Origin of the sequence: Pantoea allii, assembly GCF_002307475.1 — a bacterium.
Taxonomy (GTDB): Bacteria; Pseudomonadota; Gammaproteobacteria; order Enterobacterales; family Enterobacteriaceae; genus Pantoea; species Pantoea allii.
This window is the reverse complement of sequence record NZ_NTMH01000036.1, coordinates 13,749-36,558: the sequence shown is the minus strand read 5'-3', so window position 1 is coordinate 36,558 and position 22,810 is coordinate 13,749. Positions and strand designations below refer to the sequence as shown.

Genomic DNA, 22,810 nt, shown 5'->3' with positions numbered 1-22,810 from the left:
TTCAACTTTATTTGAAAAAAGTGCAAAAATTATATCATCTCATCGACCAGGAAGCAGCCAAAGACAGAGCCGATAAGTTACATATTTGTAAATACGCATTCACAGTTAACTCAGTCCGAGGTCTTAACCGGGTGCCATTCGACCTGTTGATAACCCAACTGCTGGGCAAACGTCTCCGCCAGCAACGGCTGGACATCGGCGAGCGTGACCTCAGGCCGAAAGTGTTGCAACTGCGTCATATTCATTCCGGCATAGCCACAAGGATTGATACGTAAAAAAGGTGACAAGTCCATCGCCACGTTTAACGCCAGTCCGTGAAAAGAACAGCCCTTACGAATACGCAGTCCCAGCGAGCAGATTTTCTCGTCACCCACATAGACGCCAGGCGCATCGGGACGGGCTCGGGCAGCCACGCCAAAGCGCGCCAGCACGGCAATCACGGTTTCCTCTAAGGCGGTAACCAACTGACGCACACCGGTTTTGCGGCGTTTAACATCAATCAGTACGTACATAATCTGTTGTCCGGGGCCGTGGTAGGTCACCTGGCCGCCTCTGTCGCTCTGTACCACCGGAATATTGCCGGGCATCAGCAGGTGCTCGGCTTTTCCTGCCTGGCCCTGAGTAAATACCGGGTAATGTTCAACCAGCCAGACTTCATCCCGGCTTTCGGCGTTGCGCTGGTCGGTATAGTGGTGCATGGCGTCTGAGGTCGATTGCCAGTCACATAAACCAAACTGGCGAATAAGAAGCGTGTCAGCTGACAAAACGAGTATCCGTTAAAAGGCGAGAGGCTGAGTATAACGCTGGCGGCGCTGAAGTTAAACGCCTTCGCGATGAGGCGGTTATCGTGGCGCAGAGAGGTTTAAGGTGGGATCGGTGCTGGCATATCGCCAGCCAATAAAAATGGGTCAGTGCGTTACCCGCAGCCTGACCCGTTTACCCTTTTTTGAGGAGGTTACAGCACCATCCGCACGATTTCGATTTTGCCCAGTTCTTCATACAGGGTTTCAACCTGTTCGATATGGGTGGCGTTGATCGTGACATTGACCGAGTGATAGTTACCTTTGCTGCTGGGTTTCACTTCTGGGCTGTAATCGCCGGGTGCATGGCGTTGCACTACCTCAAGCACCAAATCAACCAGCTCCGGCTGTGCCAGCCCCATCACTTTGTAGGTAAACGGGGTAGGGAATTCGAGCAGTTCATTCAGTTTGGTTTTCATAATCACTCCGGTACATAAAAAACAGGCTCCCGCCGAAGCGGGAGCATCATATTAACCTGTAATGGGGGCAAGGTGGCGGTTTTTCAACCGCCCTGCGCCATTAACCGAACCAGTGATGGAACATCAGTTTGATGTAGTCAACGATACGGCTGAAGAAACCGCCTTCAGAAACTTCGTTCAACACCACCAGAGGACGCTGATCGATTGTTTTGCCATCCAGCTGGAAATTGATACTGCCTACCACCTGATTTTTCTTCAGCGGTGCATGCAGTTCAGTATTGGTCAGCACATAGCTGGCTTTCAGATCTTTCATGCGGCCGCGCGGAATCGTCAGATAAGCATCTTTCTCGACGCCCAGCTGTACGCGATCGCTGTTACCAAACCATACCGGTTCAGAAGCAAACTCTTTTCCGGCTTTCAGCGGCGCGACGGTTTCAAAGAAGCGGAAGCCCCAGGTCAGCAGCTTTTTACTTTCGGTTTCGCGGCCTTTATAGGTATGACCGCCCATCACGGCTGAGATCAGACGCATCTGGCCTTCTGTCGCCGAGGCGACCAGGTTATAACCTGCTGCCGCGGTATGGCCGGTTTTGATGCCATCGACCGTCAAACTGGTATCCCACAGCAGACCGTTACGGTTCATCTGACGGATATTGTTAAAGGTAAACTCTTTCTCTTTATAAACCGCGTACTCTTCCGGCACATCACGGATCAGCGCCTGGCCGATCAGTGCCATGTCACGTGCCGAGCTGTACTGTCCTTCCGCATCCAGACCATGAACCGTCTGGAAATGGGTGTTTTGCAGACCCAGCGCTTTGACGTAGTTGTTCATCAGGCCAACAAAAGCATCCTGGCTACCGGCGACATAGTCCGCCATCGCTACGCAGGCATCGTTACCAGACTGCAATACGATGCCACGGGTGAGCTGAGAAACCGGTACGCGGTCGCCTGGTTTCAGGAACATTAACGATGAACCCTTGAACACCGGATTGCCGGTTGCCCACGCATCCTGACCCACAGTGACGATGTCGTCCTGATGGATTTTTCCGGCTTTCACTGCCTGACCGATAACGTAGCTGGTCATCATTTTCGTCAGGCTTGCTGGGTCGCGACGGGCGTCCGCGTTTTTCTCTGCCAGCACTTTTCCTGAGTTGTAGTCGATGAGAACGTAGGCTTCGGCATCAATGTCCGGTACGCCCGGAATCATGGTCTTGAGATTAACATCATCAGCGATAGCAACATGGCTGAGAGAGAAAGCGATCAGTGATCCCACTGTCAGGCGTTTTAACAAACGAGAAGGTTTCAGCGTGTTCATGTGTGGGACGACAACATCCATGGGTTTAGGGTTTAAAAAAGTCACTCATCATAACAAATGCCTGATTTACAGGCATCCGGCTTAATGACTGGGTTGTTAGCAGACGTTACCAATCAGAGCATCCCTGTCGGTTAACGGCCTGCTGTGGTCACGAAGGCCGCGCTCTGGCCTTCACTGCTCAGGCGTTGCTGTAAAGCAACGGCTTCAGCACGGGTTTTATAACCACCAAGTTGTACGCGGTAGACATTGCCTGCATTTTCCACTGCACCAGGGACACCGAAGCGCTGGCGCAGACTGGTGAGCAACTGCCGGGCACGTGCAGCATCATTGATGGCACTGACCTGAACCACATAGCCTGAAAGCGATGATCCGCCCTGAGCCGCGGGTGCCGGGTGAGAGGTCGCGGCACTGGCCGTAATCGGTGCAGCGGCTGCCGGAGCCGCTGCAGCAGGTGCGCTGGCGGCAGGCTCGCTACCTTCCAGCACGCCGCTCGCTAACGGCTGTGGGGCACCCAGAAAACCGCCGCTCTGCACTGGTGCGCCCATGGCATCATGACTTTGCAGAGTGGCATTGCTCACCGGCGAGACATCCTGCGCATCGGGTTCAGTCGTCGGCGCTGTCTGCTGCTGACTGCCACCGCTCATCACTGGCTGGCTGCTACCGTTCATCATCGGCTGGCTACCACCACCGTTCATCACGGGTGGGCTGCTCATGACCGGGCCGTTCAAATCGGGACGCGAAGGCAGGGCATAGCTCTGTTTGGCGACCACGGTGCCGATGGTGCCGGGACCGGAGAGCGTGCCGTCTGGCGCGACGCTGATGTAATCAACGCGCACGCGGGAATTATTGGAGATGTTCAGGCGGTCACCCGCGGCACGAGACAGATCGATAATGCGCCCTGGCGTATAAGGGCCGCGATCGTTAACGCGCACGACAATCTGACGTCCGTTTGCCAGGTTAGTGACGCGCACATAGCTTGGCAGAGGAAGCGTCGGGTGGGCGGCGGTCAGGGCATCGGGATCAAAGGTTTCCCCCGTCGCAGTACGATTACCCTGCGCTTCTTCACCGTACCAGGTGGCCAGACCCACTTCGCTGTAGTTGGCCGGATTTTTAATGATGCGGTAGTTTTTACCGTTGACGCTGTAGTCCTGATTGGTCGACGGATTGACCGGCTCATAACGAGGCTCAACGCCAGGAATTTCAACCACCGGGCCGTTATAGGCAGGCTGGGGTGGCGCACTTTGTTGTTGCGGTTCCTGGGTAGAACATGCAGCTAAAACCAATGAAGCCAATACAACGCCAAGCCAGTCCTTACGCATCTGCGACCTCTTAAACACTTTTAGATAACATTTTTCGGTGTGTGTGGATCGACATGACGATGCCAAATCCTGCCATAAGTACAATAAGCGCCGATCCGCCGTAACTGACCAGCGGCAGCGGAACGCCAACCACCGGTAAGATACCACTAACCATGCCAATGTTAACGAAAACATAGACGAATAAAATCAACATTAACCCCCCGGCCATCACGCGGCCAAAGGTCGTCTGTGCGCGGGCAGCCACAATCAGTCCGCGCATAATTAACAGCAGATACAGCACCAGCAGCACCAGTACGCCTACCAGTCCCAGCTCTTCTGCCAGCACGGCAAAAATAAAGTCGGTATGGCGTTCCGGTAAGAACTCAAGCTGTGACTGGGTTCCATGCAACCAGCCCTTACCGCGCAAGCCGCCAGAGCCGATGGCAATTTTCGACTGAATGATGTGATAACCCGCGCCAAGCGGATCGGTCTCGGGATCGAGCAGCATCATCACGCGGTCTCGCTGATAATCATGCATCAGAAAGAACCACAGAATAGGAATAAAGGCTGCGACCAGCAGTACGGCGATACCAATCAGTTTCCAGCTCATCCCGGACAGGAACAGCACAAACAAACCCGATGCCGCCACCAGAATAGAGGTACCAAGGTCAGGCTGCGCCGCGACTAACAGGGTAGGAAGAAAGATCAGCACCAGCGCAATCGCGGTGTTTTTTAACGTCGGCGGGCACACGTCGCGGTTGATAAAGCGGGCCACCATCAAGGGAACCGCGATTTTGGCAATTTCAGAGGGCTGAAAGCGGACAAAACCCAAATCCAGCCAACGCTGTGCGCCTTTACTGATTTGCCCAAAGGCATCCACGGCAACGAGCAGGATGACACAGACAATATACAAATAGGGGGCCCAGCCTTCGTACACCCGGGGCGGAACCTGTGCCAGCACCAGCATGATAACCAATCCCATGGCGATCTGACCCAGCTTACGCTCCATCATACCGGGGTCCTGGCCGCTGGCACTCCAGATAACAATGGCACTAAAGGTCAGCAGCGCGAGGATAATCAGCATAAAGAGCGGATCAATGTGCATGCGCATCCAGATTGTCCGCTTCTGCGGGCTGTCATTCATCGACATGATTATTCACCTTCATAGCCTGGCGGTGTAGGAGCCGCATCTGGCAGGACAGTATTATTGTCACCTAACATTATGTGATCCAGTATCTGACGCATTACCGTACCCACGGCCGGTCCGGCCCCACCGTTTTCCAGAATCATCGTCACGGCAACACGCGGTTTATCATATGGCGCAAATGCGGTCATCAGCTTATGGTCACGCAGGCGTTCTGCGATTTTGTGCGCGTTATAAGTTTCGTTCTCTTTCAGACCAAAGACCTGAGCCGTACCTGATTTGGCGGCAATTTTGTAAGGCGCATCGGCAAAGCTTTTGTGGGCCGTACCGTTAGGGCGATTGGCAACGCCATACATGCCGTCTTTGGCAATTTCCCAATAGCCTGAATGGATGTCACCAATCGGTTGGGAAGGGGGCTGACGGTAAGGCACCAGGGTGCGGCCCTCGCGGGTAGCGCGCAGCATATGTGGCACTTTGATAACCCCGTCATTGATGAGAATCATCATCGCTTTATTCATCTGCAGCGGTGTTGCCGTCCAGTAGCCCTGACCGATACCGACAGGAATGGTATCGCCCTGATACCAGGGCTTTTTAAAGCGGCGCATCTTCCAGTCGCGCGTCGGCATATTGCCCGCACTCTCCTGCGGTAAATCAATTCCCGTACGCGATCCATAGCCGAATTTGGTCATCCATTCGGACAGACGATCGATGCCCATGTCATAGGCAACCTGATAAAAGAACGTATCCGCAGACTCTTCGAGCGAGCGGGTGACGTTCAGACGACCGTGGCCCCATTTTTTCCAGTCACGATAGCGCTTCTCGGAGCCGGGCAGTTGCCACCAGCCGGGATCGAACAGGCTGGTATTTCGATTGATGACGCCAGCGCTTAGCGCGGACACGGCGACATAAGGTTTAACCGTTGAGGCAGGCGGATAGGCGGCCTGGATGGCGCGGTTATACAGCGGACGGTTCTCATCTTCCAGCAATCCGCGATAGTCTTTGCTGGAGATGCCGTCAACGAACAGGTTCGGATCGTAGCTGGGCGTTGACACCATCGCCAGAATTTCCCCGGTGCGGGGATCGCTCACTACCACGGCGGCACGGCTACCGGCTAACAGCGTTTCAATGTACTGCTGCAGTTTCAGATCAATGGTCAGATAGATATCGCGCCCGGCCTGCGGGGATTGCTCGTGCAACTGACGGATCACCCGACCACGGTTGTTTACCTCAACCTCTTCATAACCGGTTTTACCGTGAAGCAGGTCTTCGTAATAGGCTTCGATACCGAGTTTACCGATATCGTGCGTAGCCGCATAGTTTGGCCATTTCCCTTCTTTATCCAGACGCGCCACATCCCGATCGTTGATTTTCGAGACATAGCCCACAACATGGGTCAGGGTTTGCCCAAAGGGATAGTAGCGGCGCTGATAGCCTTTGACTTCTACGCCGGGGAAGCGGTACTGGTTCACGGCAAAGCGGGCAACCTGCACCTCATTAAGGCCGGTTTTTACCGGGATAGAGGTAAAGCGACGTGAGCGCTTACGCTCTTTTTCAAACGCCTCAATATCGTCATCGGTGAGGTCGAGCACCGGGCGCAAATTTTGCAGCGTTTGCTTGAGATCGTCGACTTTTTCCGGCACCAGTTCGGCCTGATAAATCGTGCGGTTCAGGGCCAGTGGCGTACCGGTACGGTCATAAATAATGCCGCGGCTGGGCGCAACCGGCACCAGCTTTATACGGTTTTCATTTGACCGGGTACTGTAGTCGTCGAAACGGAGAATCTGCAGATGATAGAGATTGACCACCAGCACGGAGGAGAGCAGTAAGATGCCGACAAAAGCGATAAAAGCCCTGCGGACAAAGACTTTTTGTTCGGCGCTGTAATCGCGAAAGGCGTTGCTTTGTAATTTCATCCGCTACTTGTAATGTCTGGAGTGAGCTTATCGGTTATTCACGATGATAAGGATGATTTGTCGTAATGCTCCATGCACGATAAAGGCTCTCTGCAACCAGCACGCGCACCAGCGGATGAGGCAACGTTAACGCCGAGAGAGACCAACTCTGTTCCGCCGCCGCTTTACAGGCTGGCGCTAATCCTTCAGGGCCGCCAATCAGCAGGCTGACATCACGTCCATCCTGCTTCCAGCGCTCCAGCTGCTGCGCCAATTGCGGGGTTTCCCAGGGTTGTCCGGGAATATCCAGCGTCACTATACGGTTGCCTTTACCTGTCGCTGCCAGCATCGCTTCGCCTTCCTTTTCCAGAATGCGTTTGATGTCGGCATTTTTCCCTCGTTTACCCGCAGGCACTTCCGTTAATTCAAACGGCATGTCTTTGGGAAAACGACGCAGGTATTCCATAAAACCGGTCTGAACCCAGTCAGGCATTTTGGTACCGACGGCAACAAGCTGCAATTTCACCGCTTAACCCCAGAGCTTTTCCAGTTCATACAACTGACGGCTCTCTTCCTGCATCACGTGCACAATCACTTCACCGAGATCCACAACGACCCAGTCGGCGGCCGTTTTGCCTTCTACGCCCAGTGGCATCAGACCGGCAGCACGGGATTCCTGCTCGACGTGTTCTGCGATAGAGGTCACGTGACGGGTGGAGGTACCGGTACAGATGATCATGAAATCAGTGATGCTCGATTTACCCTGTACGTCGAGGGTAACGATGTCCTGACCTTTCAAATCATCAATCTTATCAACAACGAACTCTTGGAGTGCTTTACCTTGCAAAAGGTTCCCCTTTAAAACTGGATGAGAGCGGGCTGGCTGAAACCCGGAAGACAGCCGAAAAATTTAGCGGCGCAGTATATCACGCCCATATCAGTCGCGATATAAGCCGGCGCGGTCTATGTAGGTAATCACGGAGGCGGGCAGTAAATCGTCACAGGCGAGATGTTGATGGCGACGCTGCCTGATCTCGGTGGCAGAGATGGCATACAGCGGGGTTTCTGCCAGCCAGATCGCCCCAGCCGGGCGTTGCCTGAGCTGTTGGCTGTCCTGAATGACGTGGCGATCCAGCCAGCGCTGCATGTCTGGCGACGCCATTTCCGTCGGATAGCCTGGCCGCTTACACACTAAAAGATGGCACAGGCTGAGCAGGTCCTGCCAGCGGTGCCATTTGTTCAGCGACAGCAGGGAGTCCTGACCGATAATAAAGCCCAGCGGTTGTTCGCCCCGTTCGGCCCGCAGCGCTTCTAAGGTGTCCACCGTCCATGAGGGCGTATCACGTTGTAATTCCCGCGTATCAATGTCAAAAAGTGGCAACGTTTTTATGGCGCACTCAAGCATTTCAACCCGCTGTTGCGGGCTGGCTTCGGGCTGTGGCCGGTGCGGTGGCACATTATTGGGCAGCAGGGTAACCCGGGACAGGCCAATCTGTTCGGCCAGTTTTTCTACCGGGCGGAGATGACCAAAATGAACCGGATCGAAGGTGCCGCCAAACAGAGCATGTAAGTCAGACATGGGCAAGGCTCGCAGGGAACGCGCGATTCGCGATCAGCATTGACAGCGTCTGCAACTGTGGCCAGACCGATTGACCATAATCCTGTTTCAGCGTGATCTCGATTTGCATCAACAAGTGAATAGCCTGCTGTAATCGCGCTGCATCCAGGCGTTGCAGTGCCTCGGTAAACAGGTTGCGGCGATTCTGCCAGATACGCTGCTGATCCATTAGTGTACGCAGCGGCTGTTGTGACTGATGGCGCTGCAGATGCAACAGGGTCAGCAAATCGCGCTGCAGGGTGCGCAGTAATATCGCGACTTCGCTCTCTTCTCTTTCAAGCTGCTGCAGAATATGCAGTGCGCGTCGGCTTTTGCCGCCAAGCAGCGCATCAACCCAGTGATAAGGGGTAAAGTGAGCGGCATCGCTGACGGCGGCTTCAACGCGTGGCAGCGTTAGTTTGCCATCGGGCCACTGCAGTGACAGTCGTTCAAGCGCCTGGGACAACGCCAGCAGGTTACCTTCATAGCAGTAGCAGAGTAGCTGGACGGCAGCATCATCGATGTCGAGCTTAAGGGCTTTTGCACGGCTGGCGACCCAGCGTGGGAGCTGAGCCTGTTCTGGCGTCTGGCAGGGGACCAGCACGGCATGGGCCGAAAGCGTTTTAAACCAGGCGCTGTTTTCCTGCGCTTTGCTGAGTTTTGCCATTCGGCAAATCAGTAGAATATCGGCGTGGAGCAGCGGGGCCAGCTTGATGAGTTGCTCAGCGATAGCCGCATTCGGTCCATTTTCAGGAAACTGTAACGTTAGCGTCTGGCGTTGAGCAAACAGGCTCATTGACTGACAGCTAACAAACAGGCTGTCCCAGTCCGTTTGCGCATCGAGCGTAAAACTCAGATGCTCTTCAAAACCCTGCGCCACGGCGCTGGCACGAATCGCATCTGCACTTTCCTGCAACAGCAAGGGTTCATTACCGGTTAATAAATAACAGGCGCGCAGCCCCTCACGGAGCTGCGCGCTGAGTTGTTCCGGGTAAATCCTGATCATTGCGGCATTTGCGTGGCGGAAGAAGAAACCTCCGCAGCAGGTTGAACCGGTTTGGAAATCGTCGATTTGGACGACATTTGCTGAGATTCCATCTGCGCAGCATGAACAGTAAGCAGCTTACGCACCAACTGTTCGCCTGCGCGCTGGCGCATCTCCTGAATAATCATGTCCTGCTCAGCGTCTTTCGCCAGTGCCGCGTTCGGGTTATCAAAGAACGAGCGGTAAACGGTTGCACTGATAGGGTAGATCCCTTTATTCGGGATCAGCACCTGAGCAGAGACCGTCATCGTCAATTGATACTCAGCTGTTGTACCGCTGATAAATACGGAGGCGGTACTACGGCTTTGTCCCTCTCCGCCAAGACGTAGCGTTGGCACGGTCATGCTGTTTTTCTGCGTAGTTTCAACAATATTCACGTTGTTGAGACGCAACTGCTGACGTACGGTACGCGCCAGAGGGCCGTAAGGGTCACCACTGTCTAAAACCAGCGTTCTCAGTTCGGTTGGCACCTGAGTGGTGCCGCGCGGATGAAAACCACAGCCAGCGGTGATGACCACCGCCAGCATGACAAACAACCTGATAATCGGATGTCGCACAGTTCCTCCTGAACTTAACCCACAACCAGGTTAAGCAGTTTGCCCGGTACATAAATGACTTTACGAATGCTAACACCATCAAGGTATTTCGCTACTAATGGTTCCTCAGCCGCACGCGCCTGAACCTGTTCCTGGGTTGCATCGGCGGGTACGGTAATTTTACCACGGACTTTACCGTTAACCTGAACGACGACCAGCAGAGAATCTTCAACCATCGCGGCGTCATCGGCCACCGGCCATTCCGCATTGTCGATAGTGCCTTCACCACCCAGCGTTTGCCACAGTACGTAGCAGGCATGTGGTGTGAACGGATACAGTAAACGCGTCACGGCCAGTAACGCTTCCTGCATCAGGGCACGATCCTGTTCGCTGTCCTGCGGCGCCCGCGCCAGCTTATTCATCAGCTCCATCACGGCCGCAATCGCGGTGTTGAAGGTCTGACGACGGCCAATATCATCGGAAACTTTGGCAATGGTTTTGTGCAGATCGCGACGCAAGGCTTTCTGATCATCGTTCAGGCTGGCAACGTCCAGGGCAACGGTAGCCCCTTTCTGCGAATGGTCGTAGGCCAGTTTCCAGACGCGTTTCAGGAAGCGGTTAGCGCCTTCAACACCGGATTCCTGCCACTCCAGCGTCATATCAGCCGGGGAAGCAAACATCATGAACAGACGTACGGTATCTGCGCCATAGCGCTCAACCATCAGCTGTGGGTCAATGCCGTTGTTTTTCGACTTCGACATTTTGCTCATGCCCGCGTAGATCACGTCACGGCCCTGCGTGTCTACTGCTTTCACGATGCGGCCTTTCTCATCACGATCGACAGTCACATCAACAGGAGAAACCCAGTTACGTTCACCGTTAACACCCACGTAATAGAACGCATCCGCTAACACCATCCCCTGACACAGCAGACGTTTGGCGGGCTCATTCGAATTCACCAGGCCGGCATCGCGCAGCAGTTTGTGGAAGAAACGGAAATACATCAGATGCATGATGGCGTGTTCGATACCGCCCACATACTGATCCACCGGCAGCCAGTAGTTCGCCGCCGCCGGGTCCAGCATGCCGTCTTTATAATCGGCGCAGGTGTAGCGCGCGTAATACCATGAAGACTCCATAAAGGTGTCAAAGGTATCCGTTTCGCGCAGTGCGGGCTGACCGTTTACGGTGGTTTTTGCCCACTCTGGATCGGCTTTAATCGGACTGGTAATGCCGTCCATCACCACATCTTCAGGCAGGATGACCGGAAGCTGATCTTCTGGCGTGGGCATCACGGTGCCGTCTTCCAGCGTGACCATAGGAATCGGTGCGCCCCAGTAACGCTGACGGGAAACACCCCAGTCGCGTAAGCGGTAATTAACTTTGCGCACGCCAACGCCTTTCGCGGCCAGCGCATCAGCAATGGCGTTGAACCCGGCGCTGTGATCCAGACCGCTGCACTCGGCTGAGTTAAACAGCACGCCTTTATCGGTCATCGCGGCAGCGCTGACATCTGGCTCGCTGCCGTCCAGGTTAAGGATAACCGGTTTGATCGGCAGATCGTATTTAATGGCAAACTCCCAGTCACGCTGGTCATGGGCCGGCACCGCCATGACGGCACCCGTGCCGTACTCCATCAGCACAAAGTTAGCGACCCAGACAGGAACAGGCTCACCCGTTAATGGATGCACAGCAAACAGCCCGGTAGCCATCCCTTTCTTTTCCATGGTGGCCATGTCAGCTTCAGCCACTTTGGTGTTGCGGCATTCGGCAATAAAATCAGCCAGGGCAGGGTTGCTTGCGGAAGCCTGCAGTGCCAGCGGATGGCCCGCCGCGACGGCAACGTAGGTTGCGCCATAGAAGGTGTCCGGACGCGTGGTATAAACCGTGACGTTTTCGTTGCTGTCCGCTACGTCAAAGGTGATTTCCACCCCTTCAGAACGGCCAATCCAGTTACGCTGCATGGTTTTGACCTGCTCAGGCCACTCTTCCAGCGTATCCAGATCGTTCAGCAGCTCTTCAGCGTAATCCGTAATTTTGATAAACCACTGCGGAATCTCTTTGCGCTCAACTTTGGTGTCACAGCGCCAGCAGCAGCCATCGATAACCTGTTCGTTAGCCAGAACGGTCTGGTCATTGGGGCACCAGTTCACCGCCGAGGTTTTTTTGTATACCAGGCCTTTCTCATAGAGTTTGGTAAAGAACCACTGCTCCCAGCGGTAATACTCTGGCTGGCAGGTGGCGAGCTCTCGGCTCCAGTCATAGCCAAAACCCAGCAGTTTAAGCTGGTTTTTCATGTAGGCGATATTGTCATAAGTCCAGGGCGCCGGTGCGGTATTATTTTTTACCGCCGCGCCTTCCGCAGGCAGACCGAATGCATCCCAGCCGATAGGCTGCAGCACGTTTTTGCCGAGCATGCGCTGATAACGCGCGATGACGTCGCCGATGGTGTAGTTACGAACGTGGCCCATATGGAGGCGGCCAGAAGGATAGGGCAACATGGACAGACAATAATATTTCTCTTTGCCTTCCTGCTCAGTCACTTTAAACGTTTCGTCTTCATCCCACTGCTGCTGAACGCGGGATTCAATCTCTTCCGGGCGGTATTGCTCTTGCATGGCTGCCTGTGGTCCTTAATAAATGACACTTTGCTGACTTTACGATCCGCATAGCATACCCATAAGGCCGCACATCAACAACACTTCCCACTTTATGCAGGGGCGATTTATCGCTAAAGCGTCAGCGTTTTCACTCTTTTACCATTCCTTACCCAGTGAACCGGGCAAATGTGACAAAGTAGCTAAACTTAGTACAGGTACTGAGCGCAAAAAGGAGAATAAAATGAATAAAGTGGCACAGGAGTATCACGATTCGTTGGCGGTATTAACCGAACGTCTTCGCCACGGCGATCGCGATCTGGATACATTGGTGGAAGATCGGCGTCGTCATTTACGTGCGCACTCAGATCTGACACCAGATGAAGTTGATCGGGCACTGGCCTCGGTGCGTCGCGATTTAGCCGAGTTCGGTCGTAACTATGCAGAAGCGGAAGAACCGGTGGCGGATTCGGTCTTTATGCGCGTGATTCGCGAAAGTATCTGGAAAGAGCTGGCAGACATCACGGATAAAAGCCAGCTGGAGTGGCGCGAAGTCTTCCAGGATTTACAACATCACGGCGTTTACCAAAGCGGTGAGGTGGTGGGGCTGGGCAATCTGGTGTGCGAAAAATGTCACTTTACTCGCGCGATTTATACGGCGGAAACCCTGTCACGCTGTCCGGAATGCAATCACGATCAGTTTTATCGCCAGCCATTTGAGCCCTGACAGAAACAGGCGGGCACGGTGCCCGCCTGGTTTTTAGTGCAGAATTTTTGCCAGGAAATCCTTCGCCCGTTCAGACTGCGGATTATTAAAGAAGTCCTCTTTTTTGGTGTCTTCGATAATTTTGCCTTCGTCCATAAAAATGACCCGGTTCGCCACCTTACGAGCAAAGCCCATTTCATGGGTGACGACCATCATGGTCATGCCTTCCTGCGCCAGTTCCACCATGACGTCCAGCACTTCATTGATCATCTCAGGATCGAGCGCCGATGTCGGTTCATCAAACAGCATGGCAATGGGGTCCATGCAGAGCGCCCGGGCAATCGCCACGCGCTGTTGCTGACCTCCCGAGAGTTGTCCGGGAAACTTGTCGGCATGAGCAGACAGACCCACGCGGGTCAGAAGCTTCAGACCTTTATCGCGGGCAGCCGCCTTATCCCGCTTCAGCACTTTTACCTGTGCCAGTACCAGGTTGTCGATAATGCTCAGGTGAGGGAACAGCTCGAAGTGCTGAAACACCATGCCGACTTTGCTGCGCAGCGTAGCCAGGTTGGTTTTTTTATTGTTCACTTCGGTGCCATTCACCGTAATGCTGCCTTGCTGGATCGGCTCCAGACCATTGACGGTTTTAATCAGGGTTGATTTGCCTGAACCCGACGGCCCGCATACCACCACCACTTCACCTTTTTGTACCTCGGTAGAGCAGTCGGTCAGCACCTGAAATTGACCATACCACTTGGAAACGTTTTTCAGGTTAATCATTTAAACCGTCCTTTTTCTTTTTAGATAGCTGACCAACAGTGATGCGCTCAGGCTGATCACAAAGTAGACCAGACCAGCAAACAAAATCATTTCTACCTGGGTACCGTCACGTTCGCCAATAGTGGACGCGGTGCGGAAGAAGTCAGCCAGACTCAGGACATAAACCAGCGAGGTATCCTGGAACAAGACGATGCCCTGGGTCAGTAACAGCGGGACCATGGCGCGAAACGCCTGGGGTAAAATAATCAGTCTCATCGACTGCCACTGCGTCATTCCCAGCGCCAGCGCAGCGCTGGACTGCCCCCGTGCGATGCTGATAATCCCGGCACGAATGATTTCAGAGTAATAGGCGGCTTCGAACAGGGAGAATGCCACCATGGCTGAGATCAGACGGATATCGGTCTTGGGCGAAATCCCCAACACCTGCTGTAAAAAGCTGGGTACAACCAGATAGAACCACAGCAGCACCATCACAAGCGGCACCGAGCGGAACAGGTTGACATACAGCCTGGCAAACCAGCTGATGGGCTTGAAGGTGGACAGGCGCATTACCGCCAGCAGCGTGCCCCAGAGGATGCCAAACACAACGGCGGTTATGGTGATCTTGAAGGTGATGACCAGACCACTAAGCAGATAGGGCAGGCTGGGAGGAATAGAACTCCAGTCAAATGCGTACATCATTTGCCTCCCGCGTTGCCAGGCAGACGCACTTTGCGTTCAACCAGGCCCATCAGCAACATAATCACCAGATTAATTGCCACGTAAGCCAGGGTAATTGCGGTGAAGGATTCATAGGCGTGCGCGGAATAGTCCAGCAGTTTTCCTGCCTGTGCCGCCATATCAACCAGACCGATCGTCGAGGCAATCGCCGAGTTTTTAACCAGGTTAAGCATCTCTGACGTCATCGGCGGCACGATAACCCGATAAGCATTGGGCAACAGCACGTAGCGATAGGTTTGTGGCAGCGTCAGCCCCATGGCCAGCCCGGCGTTCTTTTGGCCGCGCGGCAGCGACTGAATGGCGGCACGTACCTGCTCGCAAACGCGTGCAGCGGTGAACAAGCCCAGACAGATGACTGAGGAGATAAAGAACTGCAGGTTAGGGTCCAGTTCTGACTTGAACCACATACCGAGATTCTGTCCCACCAGCTCTGGCGCAACCAGATACCAAAAGAAGAACTGAACGATAAGGGGGATATTACGAAACAGTTCTACATAGCAGGTTCCTATCGTGGATAACAGGCGATTAGGAACAGTACGCAGAATGCCAAAAAATGAACCTACACAGAAAGCAATAATCCAGGCACAGCAGGAGACGGCTATCGTCACCTGAAAACCGGACCACAACCAGCCGAGATAGGTGGTATTACCGAACGGGGCCTGTTCGAGAAATATGCCCCAGTTCCAATCGATACCCATAACGAGCTCCGGTAAAAAAGGGTAGCAGAGCTACCCTGAAGATTGATGAGCGACTTAATTCGCCTGATTCGGGGGAACGACCCGTGCAGGCTGTCTGTCCACGTCGCAGTTTCAGCAATCGAGAGGGCGACAATGCCGCCCTTGTTATCGTTGTTAATTCAGTGCCTTGTCATTAGGCGTTTTGAACAGCGTTTTCATGTCATCAGACAGTTCAAAGTTCATGTTCAGGTTTTTAGGCGGGATAGGCTGCTTAAACCAGATATCAAACCATTTTTCTGCCTGGCCTGAGGTCTGGGCTTTCGCAATGGTGTCATCCACCAGGGTTTTGAACTGTGGATCGTCTTTGCGCAGCATACAGCCATAGGCTTCTTTAGACTGCGGCGTACCCAGGATTTCCCAGTCGTCAGGCTTTTTGGCTTTGGCACGTTCGCCAGCCAGCAGCGCATCGTCCATCATAAAGGCCACGGCACGGCCGGTTTCCAGCGTGCGGAACGAGTCACCATGGTCTTTCGCGCTGATAATGCGCATATCCATTTTTTTCTCGTCGTTCAGTTTGTGCAGCAGCACTTCTGAGGTGGTGCCTGAGGTCACGACGACAGTCTTACCTTTCAGATCGTCGAAATCTTTAATCGGACCGCCTTTCTTGACCAGCAAACGGGTGCCGATAACAAAAATGGTATCGGAGAATGCCGCCTGTTTCTGGCGCTCAAGGTTATTGGTGGTGGAACCGCATTCGTAATCGTATGTGCCGTTCTGCAACAGCGGAATACGGTTTTGCGATGTAATAGGGATCATTTTAATTTGCAGATCGGGCTTATTCAGTTTGGCTTTAATCGCGTCTGCAATGGCATTGGAATAAGCCTGAGAATAACCAACCACTTTTTGCTGGTTGTCGTAATAAGAAAAGGGAACTGATGATTCACGATGCCCGATGACAATGACGCCATTGTCATTGATTTTCTTCAGGGTACCGCTCAGATCTTCCGCCTGGGCCGCTCCCGCTGCTGCGCTTAACAGCAGAAGAGATAATGCCACTTTGCGTAATTGCATGTTCCAACTCCTTCATGTGGAAATTGCACAGGATCTACCCCTGTACTGATTGTGATGTTGTGTGTATTTTGCGCTGCTTTTCTTGTTATCCCTTCGCGCTTAAGCGCTGAGAATATTCACTAACATAGCGGATTGTTAACTCAATGAAACAAAAAAGTTTCTTTTTTGCGATGTCATTCGCACCAAAAAAAGGCAAATAAAGGCCAATGCACATAAAGGGTGCGCATCAGGACTCTTTTTGGTGCGCCGCGTCCGCTAACAGGCCTGAATGCCGGTGAATACAGAAACATTTTGCAATCATCGTGCCAAAATAAAATGACAATCCGGTGAAACGTTAGTTTTATTGCAGAAGCAGAAGCAGAAGCAGAAGCAGAAGCAGAAGCAGAAGCAGAAGCAGAAGCAGGGAGAGCAGGGAGAGCAGGGAGAGAAGATGTGGCGAAGCCGCGCTTCGCCACAGGGAATTAGCGGTGACGCCTGATAAAGGCGATCAGCCCGGCCAACAGGGTGGCTAACCATACCGGCCAGAGACCGGCTCTGGAATAGGGGGTTTCACCCCGCGTGGGCGTTACCTTGTCCACTAAAACATCCCGGGTGAACTGCGGCAGAACTTTCTCCACATCGCCATCGGCATTCACCACGGCAGTCACACCGTTATTCGTGCCGCGCAGCAGTGGCCTGCCCAGTTCGAGTGCGCGCATGCGCGCCATCTGGAAATGCTGCCAGGGGCCGATCGAGTGACCAAACCAGGCATCATTCGAGACGGTTAACAGAAAGTTGGTATCCGGACGGAAGTTGGCGCGCACCTGCTCCCCTAAAACGATCTCATAGCAAATGGCCGTCGTCAGATGATAATTTGCCACGTTGAGCTGAGGCTGCAGATAAGCGCCGCGACTAAAGGCGGACATCGGCAAATCAAAGAAAGGGGCCAGCGGTCGCAGCAGGTCAGCCATGGGAACGAATTCACCAAAGGGCACCAGGTGGTGTTTCTGATAGCGGTTGGTGCTGAAGTAGTTATAAGGCTTCGGTCCGCCCAGAACGATTACCGTGTTGTAGTCATGGTAGCGATTCTGCTCCAGACGCGAATCCACGATACCGGTGACCAGCGAGCTGCCGCGCGCGCGTAATTCATTATCCAGTGAACGCAGGAAAGGTTGCTGGTTACTTTCCAGGTCGGTAATGGCCGACTCCGGCCAGATAATAATGGGGGCTTTGCCCATTAGTGGCTGGCTCAGATCGCTGTAAATACGCAGGGTATTCAGCAGCTGTTGCGGGTCCCACTTCATTGACTGGGGAATGTCGCCCTGCACCAGCGCCACATTGACTGCCCGCGCTGGCAGCGGTTGATACCACTGCAGATAGCGTAATGGCCAGCACAGGGCCAGTAATGCCAGCGCACCCACCAGGCTTTTAATATTGCGCTGCTGCAGGGCGTACACCAGTAACCCGGCAACGATCATCATCAGGAAGGTGATGCTTTCCACACCCGCCAGAGGCGCAATACCTTTCAACGGGCCGTTGATCTGGCTATAGCCAAACTGTAACCACGGAAATCCGGTCAATATCCAGCCGCGTAAAAACTCCGTGACCTGCCATAATGCGGGGGCCGCCAGTGCCAGCCGCCACAAGGTGGTTCGTGGCCAAATGCGGTTAAGCACCCCGGCAAACAGGGCCGGATAAATCGCCAGATACGCCGCCAGCAGCACGACCAGGAATACGTTAACCGGCCCCGGCATTCCGCCGAAGGTGGCAATACTGACATAAACCCAGTTGATACCGCTGCCAAAAAGGCCAAATCCCCAACTGAAACCGATGGCGCTGGCTTGTGGGCTGGTACGGTTTAAGGTCAGGATTTGCAACCCGCAGAGCGAGAGCAGAGCGGCAGGCCAGAAATCATAAGGGGAAAAGGCAAGCGTGCCACAGGCGCCGCTGAGTAAAGCCAGCAGCAGACGTACCCGCTGCCGCTGGTAAAGTGAGGCTAATGCCATAAAATTATTCGTCATCCAGTTGAGGTAGCGCCGAATTTTCCGGAATTTTTACATGAACCTGGATGATACGACGGCTGTCAGCCATGGCAACTTTGAACTGGTAACCATCGATGTCGATGCTTTCGCCACGCGCCGGTAGATGACCAAAGCCCTGCATAACCAGCCCGCCAATGGTGTCCACTTCATCATCGCTGAACTGGGTGCCAAACACCTCGTTGAAATCTTCAATCGGCGTGAGTGCACGAACGGTATAGGTCTGACGGTTAAGCTGACGGATATCACGATCTTCTTCATCATCATATTCGTCTTCGATTTCGCCAACGATCAGCTCCAGAATATCTTCAATCGTGACCAGCCCGGACACACCACCAAACTCATCAATCACAATCGCCATATGATAGCGCTGCGAGCGAAACTCTTTCAGCATGCGATCAACACGCTTGCTCTCAGGGACAACCACCGCCGGTCGCAGGACTTTTTCCACGCTGAAAGCTTCAGATTCACTGCTCATAAACGGCAGCAGATCTTTCGCCATCAGGATGCCTTCAACATGGTCTTTGTCTTCGCTGATCACCGGAAAGCGAGAGTGTGCTGAATCGATAATTACACTCAGGCACTCTTCCAGGTTCTGATTTCGTTTTAACGTAATCATCTGGGAGCGTGGGATCATGATGTCCCGCACGCGCTGTTCTGCAATATCCAGCACGCCCTCGAGCATGTCCCGGGTATCCTGATCAATCAGGTCTTTTTGATTGGAGTCGCGGATAAGACCCAGTAGCTCATCACGGTTTTTAGGTTCACCGTGGAACAGTTGGTTGATTAGTAGGGAAAAAAATCCCTTTTTACTACTGGGTGCATCGCTGTTTTGAGAATGGTCGTCGCTCATGGCGGTTTTTAAAGATCTCTCTGGTAAGGAAATTACGCTGCCGGCCTGTTCGCCAGCAGCAGGATGGCCTGAATCACAGCTTCAGGTGTTTTCTTTCTCCGAAATGTACGGATCAGGATAACCAAGAGCAAGCATTATCTCTGTCTCAATACCTTCCATCTCTTCGGCTTCGCCGTCTTCAATGTGATCATAACCCAACAGATGCAGCGTGCCATGGATCACCATGTGCGCCCAGTGGGCTTCTGTGGTTTTTCCCTGTTCCTGCGCTTCCTGCTCAACCACCTGACGACAAATGATCAGGTCGCCTAGCAGCGGTAATTCGATGCCGGGCGGGGCTTCGAAGGGAAATGACAGCACGTTGGTCGGCTTGTCTTTGCCACGGTAGGTCAAATTAAGCTCATGACTTTCGGATTCATCCACCACACGAATAGTCACTTCACTTTCCGGCTGAAAGGGCATGACTGCCGCTTCCAGCCAGTGTTGAAACTGACTTTCCGTCGGTAAATTATCGGTCTGCTCGCAGGCCAGTTGCAGATCGAGGATCACGTCGCTCATGAATTCTCCTGGGCGCTGTGTTGGGCCGCAAGGGCGTCGCGTTTACGCTCTTCAGCTTGCTGGTCACGACGTTTTTGATCGGCTTCTTCCCAGGCTTCATAGGCGGTAACAATACGTGCCACAACCGGGTGACGCACGACGTCTTCGCTGTGGAAGAAGTTGAAGCTGATCTCTTCAACCTCGGACAGCACCTCTATTGCATGGCGTAAACCGGACTTGGTATGGCGCGGCAGGTCGATCTGCGTCACGTCACCGGTAATGACCGCTTTAGAGTTGAAGCCAATACGCGTCAGAAACATCTTCATCTGTTCGATGGTGGTGTTCTGGCTTTCATCCAGAATAATAAACGCGTCATTCAGCGTACGACCACGCATGTAAGCCAGCGGAGCCACTTCAATCACGTTGCGCTCCATCAGTTTCTCAACCTTTTCGAATCCCAGCATCTCAAACAGGGCGTCGTAAAGGGGGCGCAAGTACGGGTCCACTTTCTGGCTCAGGTCGCCCGGCAGAAAGCCGAGTTTCTCACCCGCCTCTACGGCAGGGCGCGTCAGAAGGATGCGGCGAATCTCCTGCCGTTCCAGCGCATCGACCGCGGCTGCCACGGCCAGATAGGTTTTACCGGTACCCGCAGGACCGACACCAAAGGTAATGTCATGGTCGAGGATATTCGCGATGTACTGTGCCTGGTTCGGCGTGCGCGGCTTAATCACGCCACGTTTGGTCTTAATGTTGACCGCTTTGCCGTAGTCCGGCACGCTTTCCGCTGTTTGTTCCAGCACCCGGCTCTCTTTGATGGCCAGATGAATCTGTTCAGGTTCGATATCCGGGATCGCGCCGCGCACGGGCGCGGTATCGACATAGAGCGTTTTCAGGATATCAACGGCGGCATTCACACACAGCACCCGACCAACCAGTTTGAACTGGTTATCGCGGCGATTAATCTCAATGCCAAGACGACGTTCCAGCTGTTTTACATTGTCATCAAACGGACCACACAGGCTCATCAGACGGCGGTTATCAGCCGGTTCAAGGGCGATTTCACGGGTTTCAATATTCAAACGAATCCTTTGGGTCACTCAGGGCCAGTTGAGAGGGTTTGCTGCTGCATCAAACGCCTTAAGCGGATGCATCGTAACGAAATTATTTATGCGGTAGCGCCGGGGCGCAAGCGTATGAAGTGATATTTGGGCGGCACAGGCAGAAACCAAGTGCAAAACAGCAGAATGTGCGGCAGCCAGTGCTGCGCCGCCGCACATAACGAGGGATCAGGGCTGGAAGACCCCGACGCCGATGTCATTTTCTTTACGGGTACGGGCAATAACAGACGCAGGGCTTTCCGCAACGCGTAAACCGAGTTCATCTTCCGTGCGAATCAGCTTCCCACGTAAGGAGTTGGTATACACGTCCACGATTTCGACGTCGGCAAATTTGCCAATCATCTCTACCGACCCTTCAAAGTTCACCACGCGGTTGTTTTCGGTCCGGCCTGTCAGCTCCATCACGTTTTTACGTGAGATGCCTTCCACCAGAATCCGCTGCACGCTGCCCATCATGCGGCGGCTGATCGCCATCGCCTGCTGGTTAATGCGTTCCTGCAGAATATAGAGACGCTGCTTCTTCTCTTCTTCGCTGACGTCGTCAGGCAAGTCCGCCGCTGGCGTACCAGGGCGTGCTGAGTAGATAAAGCTGTAGCTCATATCAAAGTTGATATCGCCAATTAGCTTCATGGTTTGCTCAAAGTCCTGCTGGGTTTCACCCGGGAAGCCAATGATAAAGTCAGAGCTGATTTCAATATCAGGACGCGCCGCACGCAGTTTACGAATGATGGCTTTGTATTCCAGCGCGGTATGGGCGCGCTTCATCAGCGTCAGAATACGGTCAGCGCCGCTCTGCACGGGCAGATGAAGGAAGCTCACCAACTCTGGCGTATCGCGATAAACTTCAATGATGTCGTCAGTGAATTCAATCGGATGGCTGGTGGTGAAGCGAATACGGTCAATGCCATCAATGGCCGCGACCAGGCGCAACAGTTCAGCAAAGGTGCATACGTCGCCATCAAAGGTTGCGCCACGATAGGCATTAACGTTCTGACCTAACAGATTGACTTCGCGTACGCCTTGCGCGGCAAGCTGCGCGATCTCCAGCAGAATATCGTCGGAGGGACGGCTGACTTCTTCACCGCGGGTGTAAGGCACCACGCAGAAAGTACAGTATTTGTTGCAGCCTTCCATGATGGAGACAAACGCGGTAGGCCCATCGGCGCGCGGTTCAGGCAAACGGTCAAATTTTTCGATTTCCGGGAAGCTGATATCGACAACCGGACTTTTGCTGCCGCGCACGGTGTTGATCATTTCGGGCAGACGGTGCAGGGTTTGTGGACCAAAGACAATGTCCACGCAAGGCGCACGCTGGCGAATATGATCCCCTTCCTGCGACGCGACGCAGCCGCCAACACCGATGATCAAATCCGGGTTGCGCTCTTTCAGTTTTTTCCAGCGCCCCAACTGGTGGAAAACCTTCTCCTGCGCTTTCTCGCGGATAGAGCAGGTGTTGAGCAGCAGAATATCCGCCTCTTCAGCTTCCTCTGTCAGGGTGTAGCCGTGCGTGCTGTTCAGCAGGTCAGACATCTTAGATGAATCGTACTCATTCATCTGACATCCCCAGGTTTTGATATGCAGTTTTTTTGTCATCGAGCTAGCCATTAAATCAGTGCAGTGAAGTGCTGGGGGCGTATTGTAATGCTTTGCTGCGGATGTGACCAGCCTGAGGGCTTTTCTGATCGTGCCTGAT

The 22,810-nt window shown here is 53.6% G+C and carries 22 protein-coding genes; 1 reads left to right on the top strand and 21 read right to left on the bottom strand.

Annotated features, from left to right (window positions below):
- Positions 1-110 precede the first annotated feature (110 nt).
- The 12 genes from lipB to leuS form a co-directional block, all read right to left on the bottom strand.
- Positions 111-764, bottom strand: a complete 654-nt coding sequence (gene lipB / locus CMR03_RS15160) for a lipoyl(octanoyl) transferase LipB (protein ID WP_096011912.1) — start codon at positions 762-764, stop codon at positions 111-113.
- A 191-nt stretch (positions 765-955) separates the two neighbouring features.
- On the bottom strand, positions 956-1,219 hold the full coding sequence (gene ybeD, locus CMR03_RS15155; RefSeq protein ID WP_006118404.1) for a DUF493 family protein YbeD: 264 nt from the start codon (positions 1,217-1,219) through the stop codon (positions 956-958).
- A 100-nt stretch (positions 1,220-1,319) separates the two neighbouring features.
- A complete protein-coding gene (dacA, locus tag CMR03_RS15150; RefSeq protein ID WP_063878743.1) occupies positions 1,320-2,531 on the bottom strand; it encodes a D-alanyl-D-alanine carboxypeptidase DacA in 1,212 nt (403 codons plus the stop codon).
- Positions 2,532-2,662: 131 nt separating this feature from the next.
- Entirely contained in the window at positions 2,663-3,850 is a 1,188-nt protein-coding gene (gene rlpA, locus CMR03_RS15145) for an endolytic peptidoglycan transglycosylase RlpA (protein WP_096011911.1), read from the bottom strand.
- Between the two features lie 10 nt (positions 3,851-3,860).
- Positions 3,861-4,973 carry a peptidoglycan glycosyltransferase MrdB gene (gene mrdB, locus CMR03_RS15140; RefSeq protein WP_063881129.1) on the bottom strand — a complete coding sequence of 371 codons (1,113 nt, stop codon included), beginning with the start codon at positions 4,971-4,973 and terminating at the stop codon, positions 3,861-3,863.
- Positions 4,974-4,981: 8 nt separating this feature from the next.
- Positions 4,982-6,886, bottom strand: coding sequence for a peptidoglycan DD-transpeptidase MrdA (gene mrdA / locus CMR03_RS15135; protein ID WP_063878745.1), 1,905 nt, complete (start codon positions 6,884-6,886; stop codon positions 4,982-4,984).
- A 34-nt stretch (positions 6,887-6,920) separates the two neighbouring features.
- Positions 6,921-7,391: a 23S rRNA (pseudouridine(1915)-N(3))-methyltransferase RlmH gene (gene rlmH, locus CMR03_RS15130; protein ID WP_006118409.1), complete on the bottom strand. Its 471-nt coding sequence runs from the start codon at positions 7,389-7,391 to the stop codon at positions 6,921-6,923.
- 3 nt (positions 7,392-7,394) lie between these two features.
- Positions 7,395-7,712 (bottom strand): ribosome silencing factor, encoded by a 318-nt coding sequence (rsfS, locus tag CMR03_RS15125; protein WP_063878746.1) that lies wholly within the window; start codon positions 7,710-7,712, stop codon positions 7,395-7,397.
- A 90-nt stretch (positions 7,713-7,802) separates the two neighbouring features.
- On the bottom strand, positions 7,803-8,444 hold the full coding sequence (gene nadD, locus CMR03_RS15120) for a nicotinate-nucleotide adenylyltransferase (RefSeq protein ID WP_063878747.1): 642 nt from the start codon (positions 8,442-8,444) through the stop codon (positions 7,803-7,805).
- On the bottom strand, positions 8,437-9,468 hold the full coding sequence (holA, locus tag CMR03_RS15115) for a DNA polymerase III subunit delta (protein WP_063878748.1): 1,032 nt from the start codon (positions 9,466-9,468) through the stop codon (positions 8,437-8,439). The genes nadD and holA overlap by 8 nt, the downstream gene beginning before the upstream one ends.
- Complete coding sequence (gene lptE, locus CMR03_RS15110) at positions 9,465-10,064, bottom strand: LPS assembly lipoprotein LptE (protein ID WP_096011910.1); 600 nt, start codon at positions 10,062-10,064, stop codon at positions 9,465-9,467. The genes holA and lptE overlap by 4 nt, the downstream gene beginning before the upstream one ends.
- 14 nt (positions 10,065-10,078) lie before the next feature.
- Positions 10,079-12,661, bottom strand: coding sequence for a leucine--tRNA ligase (gene leuS / locus CMR03_RS15105; protein WP_096011909.1), 2,583 nt, complete (start codon positions 12,659-12,661; stop codon positions 10,079-10,081).
- A gap of 223 nt (positions 12,662-12,884) precedes the next feature.
- On the opposite strand from leuS, the gene CMR03_RS15100 reads away from it, so the two are divergent.
- Complete coding sequence (locus tag CMR03_RS15100) at positions 12,885-13,367, top strand: zinc ribbon-containing protein (RefSeq protein ID WP_063878751.1); 483 nt, start codon at positions 12,885-12,887, stop codon at positions 13,365-13,367.
- 33 nt (positions 13,368-13,400) lie between these two features.
- Here CMR03_RS15100 and CMR03_RS15095 read toward each other — a convergent pair whose 3' ends face one another.
- The 9 genes from CMR03_RS15095 to miaB form a co-directional block, all read right to left on the bottom strand.
- Positions 13,401-14,126 (bottom strand): amino acid ABC transporter ATP-binding protein, encoded by a 726-nt coding sequence (locus CMR03_RS15095; protein ID WP_063878752.1) that lies wholly within the window; start codon positions 14,124-14,126, stop codon positions 13,401-13,403.
- Positions 14,127-14,804, bottom strand: coding sequence for a glutamate/aspartate ABC transporter permease GltK (gene gltK / locus CMR03_RS15090; protein WP_063878753.1), 678 nt, complete (start codon positions 14,802-14,804; stop codon positions 14,127-14,129).
- Positions 14,804-15,544, bottom strand: a complete 741-nt coding sequence (locus CMR03_RS15085; RefSeq protein WP_063878754.1) for an amino acid ABC transporter permease — start codon at positions 15,542-15,544, stop codon at positions 14,804-14,806. Before CMR03_RS15085 ends, gltK begins: the two co-directional genes overlap by 1 nt.
- Before the next feature lie 153 nt (positions 15,545-15,697).
- On the bottom strand, positions 15,698-16,594 hold the full coding sequence (locus tag CMR03_RS15080; RefSeq protein ID WP_063878755.1) for an amino acid ABC transporter substrate-binding protein: 897 nt from the start codon (positions 16,592-16,594) through the stop codon (positions 15,698-15,700).
- Positions 16,595-17,055: 461 nt separating this feature from the next.
- The gene (gene lnt / locus CMR03_RS15075) at positions 17,056-18,579 is read right to left on the bottom strand and encodes an apolipoprotein N-acyltransferase (protein ID WP_096012056.1); all 1,524 of its coding nucleotides are present in this window, start codon (positions 18,577-18,579) and stop codon (positions 17,056-17,058) included.
- A gap of 4 nt (positions 18,580-18,583) precedes the next feature.
- Entirely contained in the window at positions 18,584-19,465 is an 882-nt protein-coding gene (gene corC / locus CMR03_RS15070; protein WP_063878756.1) for a CNNM family magnesium/cobalt transport protein CorC, read from the bottom strand.
- 81 nt (positions 19,466-19,546) lie between these two features.
- Positions 19,547-20,020 (bottom strand): rRNA maturation RNase YbeY, encoded by a 474-nt coding sequence (gene ybeY, locus CMR03_RS15065; RefSeq protein WP_063878757.1) that lies wholly within the window; start codon positions 20,018-20,020, stop codon positions 19,547-19,549.
- Positions 20,017-21,078, bottom strand: a complete 1,062-nt coding sequence (locus CMR03_RS15060) for a PhoH family protein (protein ID WP_063878758.1) — start codon at positions 21,076-21,078, stop codon at positions 20,017-20,019. The genes ybeY and CMR03_RS15060 overlap by 4 nt, the downstream gene beginning before the upstream one ends.
- A gap of 207 nt (positions 21,079-21,285) precedes the next feature.
- Positions 21,286-22,710 carry a tRNA (N6-isopentenyl adenosine(37)-C2)-methylthiotransferase MiaB gene (miaB, locus tag CMR03_RS15055; RefSeq protein ID WP_063878759.1) on the bottom strand — a complete coding sequence of 475 codons (1,425 nt, stop codon included), beginning with the start codon at positions 22,708-22,710 and terminating at the stop codon, positions 21,286-21,288.
- Positions 22,711-22,810 lie beyond the last annotated feature (100 nt).

Bases quoted from the DNA above. Each gene is read 5' to 3' on its own strand.
- nadD (WP_063878747.1), bottom strand. From the start codon at position 8,444: ATGTCTGACTTACATGCTCTGTTTGGCGGCACCTTCGATCCGGTTCAT.
- mrdA (WP_063878745.1), bottom strand. From the start codon at position 6,886: ATGAAATTACAAAGCAACGCCTTTCGCGATTACAGCGCCGAACAAAAA.
- leuS (WP_096011909.1), bottom strand. From the start codon at position 12,661: ATGCAAGAGCAATACCGCCCGGAAGAGATTGAATCCCGCGTTCAGCAG.
- CMR03_RS15095 (WP_063878752.1), bottom strand. From the start codon at position 14,126: ATGATTAACCTGAAAAACGTTTCCAAGTGGTATGGTCAATTTCAGGTG.
- miaB (WP_063878759.1), bottom strand. From the start codon at position 22,710: ATGACAAAAAAACTGCATATCAAAACCTGGGGATGTCAGATGAATGAG.
- holA (WP_063878748.1), bottom strand. From the start codon at position 9,468: ATGATCAGGATTTACCCGGAACAACTCAGCGCGCAGCTCCGTGAGGGG.
- mrdB (WP_063881129.1), bottom strand. From the start codon at position 4,973: ATGAATGACAGCCCGCAGAAGCGGACAATCTGGATGCGCATGCACATT.
- CMR03_RS15085 (WP_063878754.1), bottom strand. From the start codon at position 15,544: ATGGGTATCGATTGGAACTGGGGCATATTTCTCGAACAGGCCCCGTTC.
- ybeY (WP_063878757.1), bottom strand. From the start codon at position 20,020: ATGAGCGACGTGATCCTCGATCTGCAACTGGCCTGCGAGCAGACCGAT.
- corC (WP_063878756.1), bottom strand. From the start codon at position 19,465: ATGAGCGACGACCATTCTCAAAACAGCGATGCACCCAGTAGTAAAAAG.
- ybeD (WP_006118404.1), bottom strand. From the start codon at position 1,219: ATGAAAACCAAACTGAATGAACTGCTCGAATTCCCTACCCCGTTTACC.
- CMR03_RS15100 (WP_063878751.1), top strand. From the start codon at position 12,885: ATGAATAAAGTGGCACAGGAGTATCACGATTCGTTGGCGGTATTAACC.
- CMR03_RS15080 (WP_063878755.1), bottom strand. From the start codon at position 16,594: ATGCAATTACGCAAAGTGGCATTATCTCTTCTGCTGTTAAGCGCAGCA.
- lnt (WP_096012056.1), bottom strand. From the start codon at position 18,579: ATGGCATTAGCCTCACTTTACCAGCGGCAGCGGGTACGTCTGCTGCTG.
- dacA (WP_063878743.1), bottom strand. From the start codon at position 2,531: ATGAACACGCTGAAACCTTCTCGTTTGTTAAAACGCCTGACAGTGGGA.
- rlpA (WP_096011911.1), bottom strand. From the start codon at position 3,850: ATGCGTAAGGACTGGCTTGGCGTTGTATTGGCTTCATTGGTTTTAGCT.
- gltK (WP_063878753.1), bottom strand. From the start codon at position 14,804: ATGTACGCATTTGACTGGAGTTCTATTCCTCCCAGCCTGCCCTATCTG.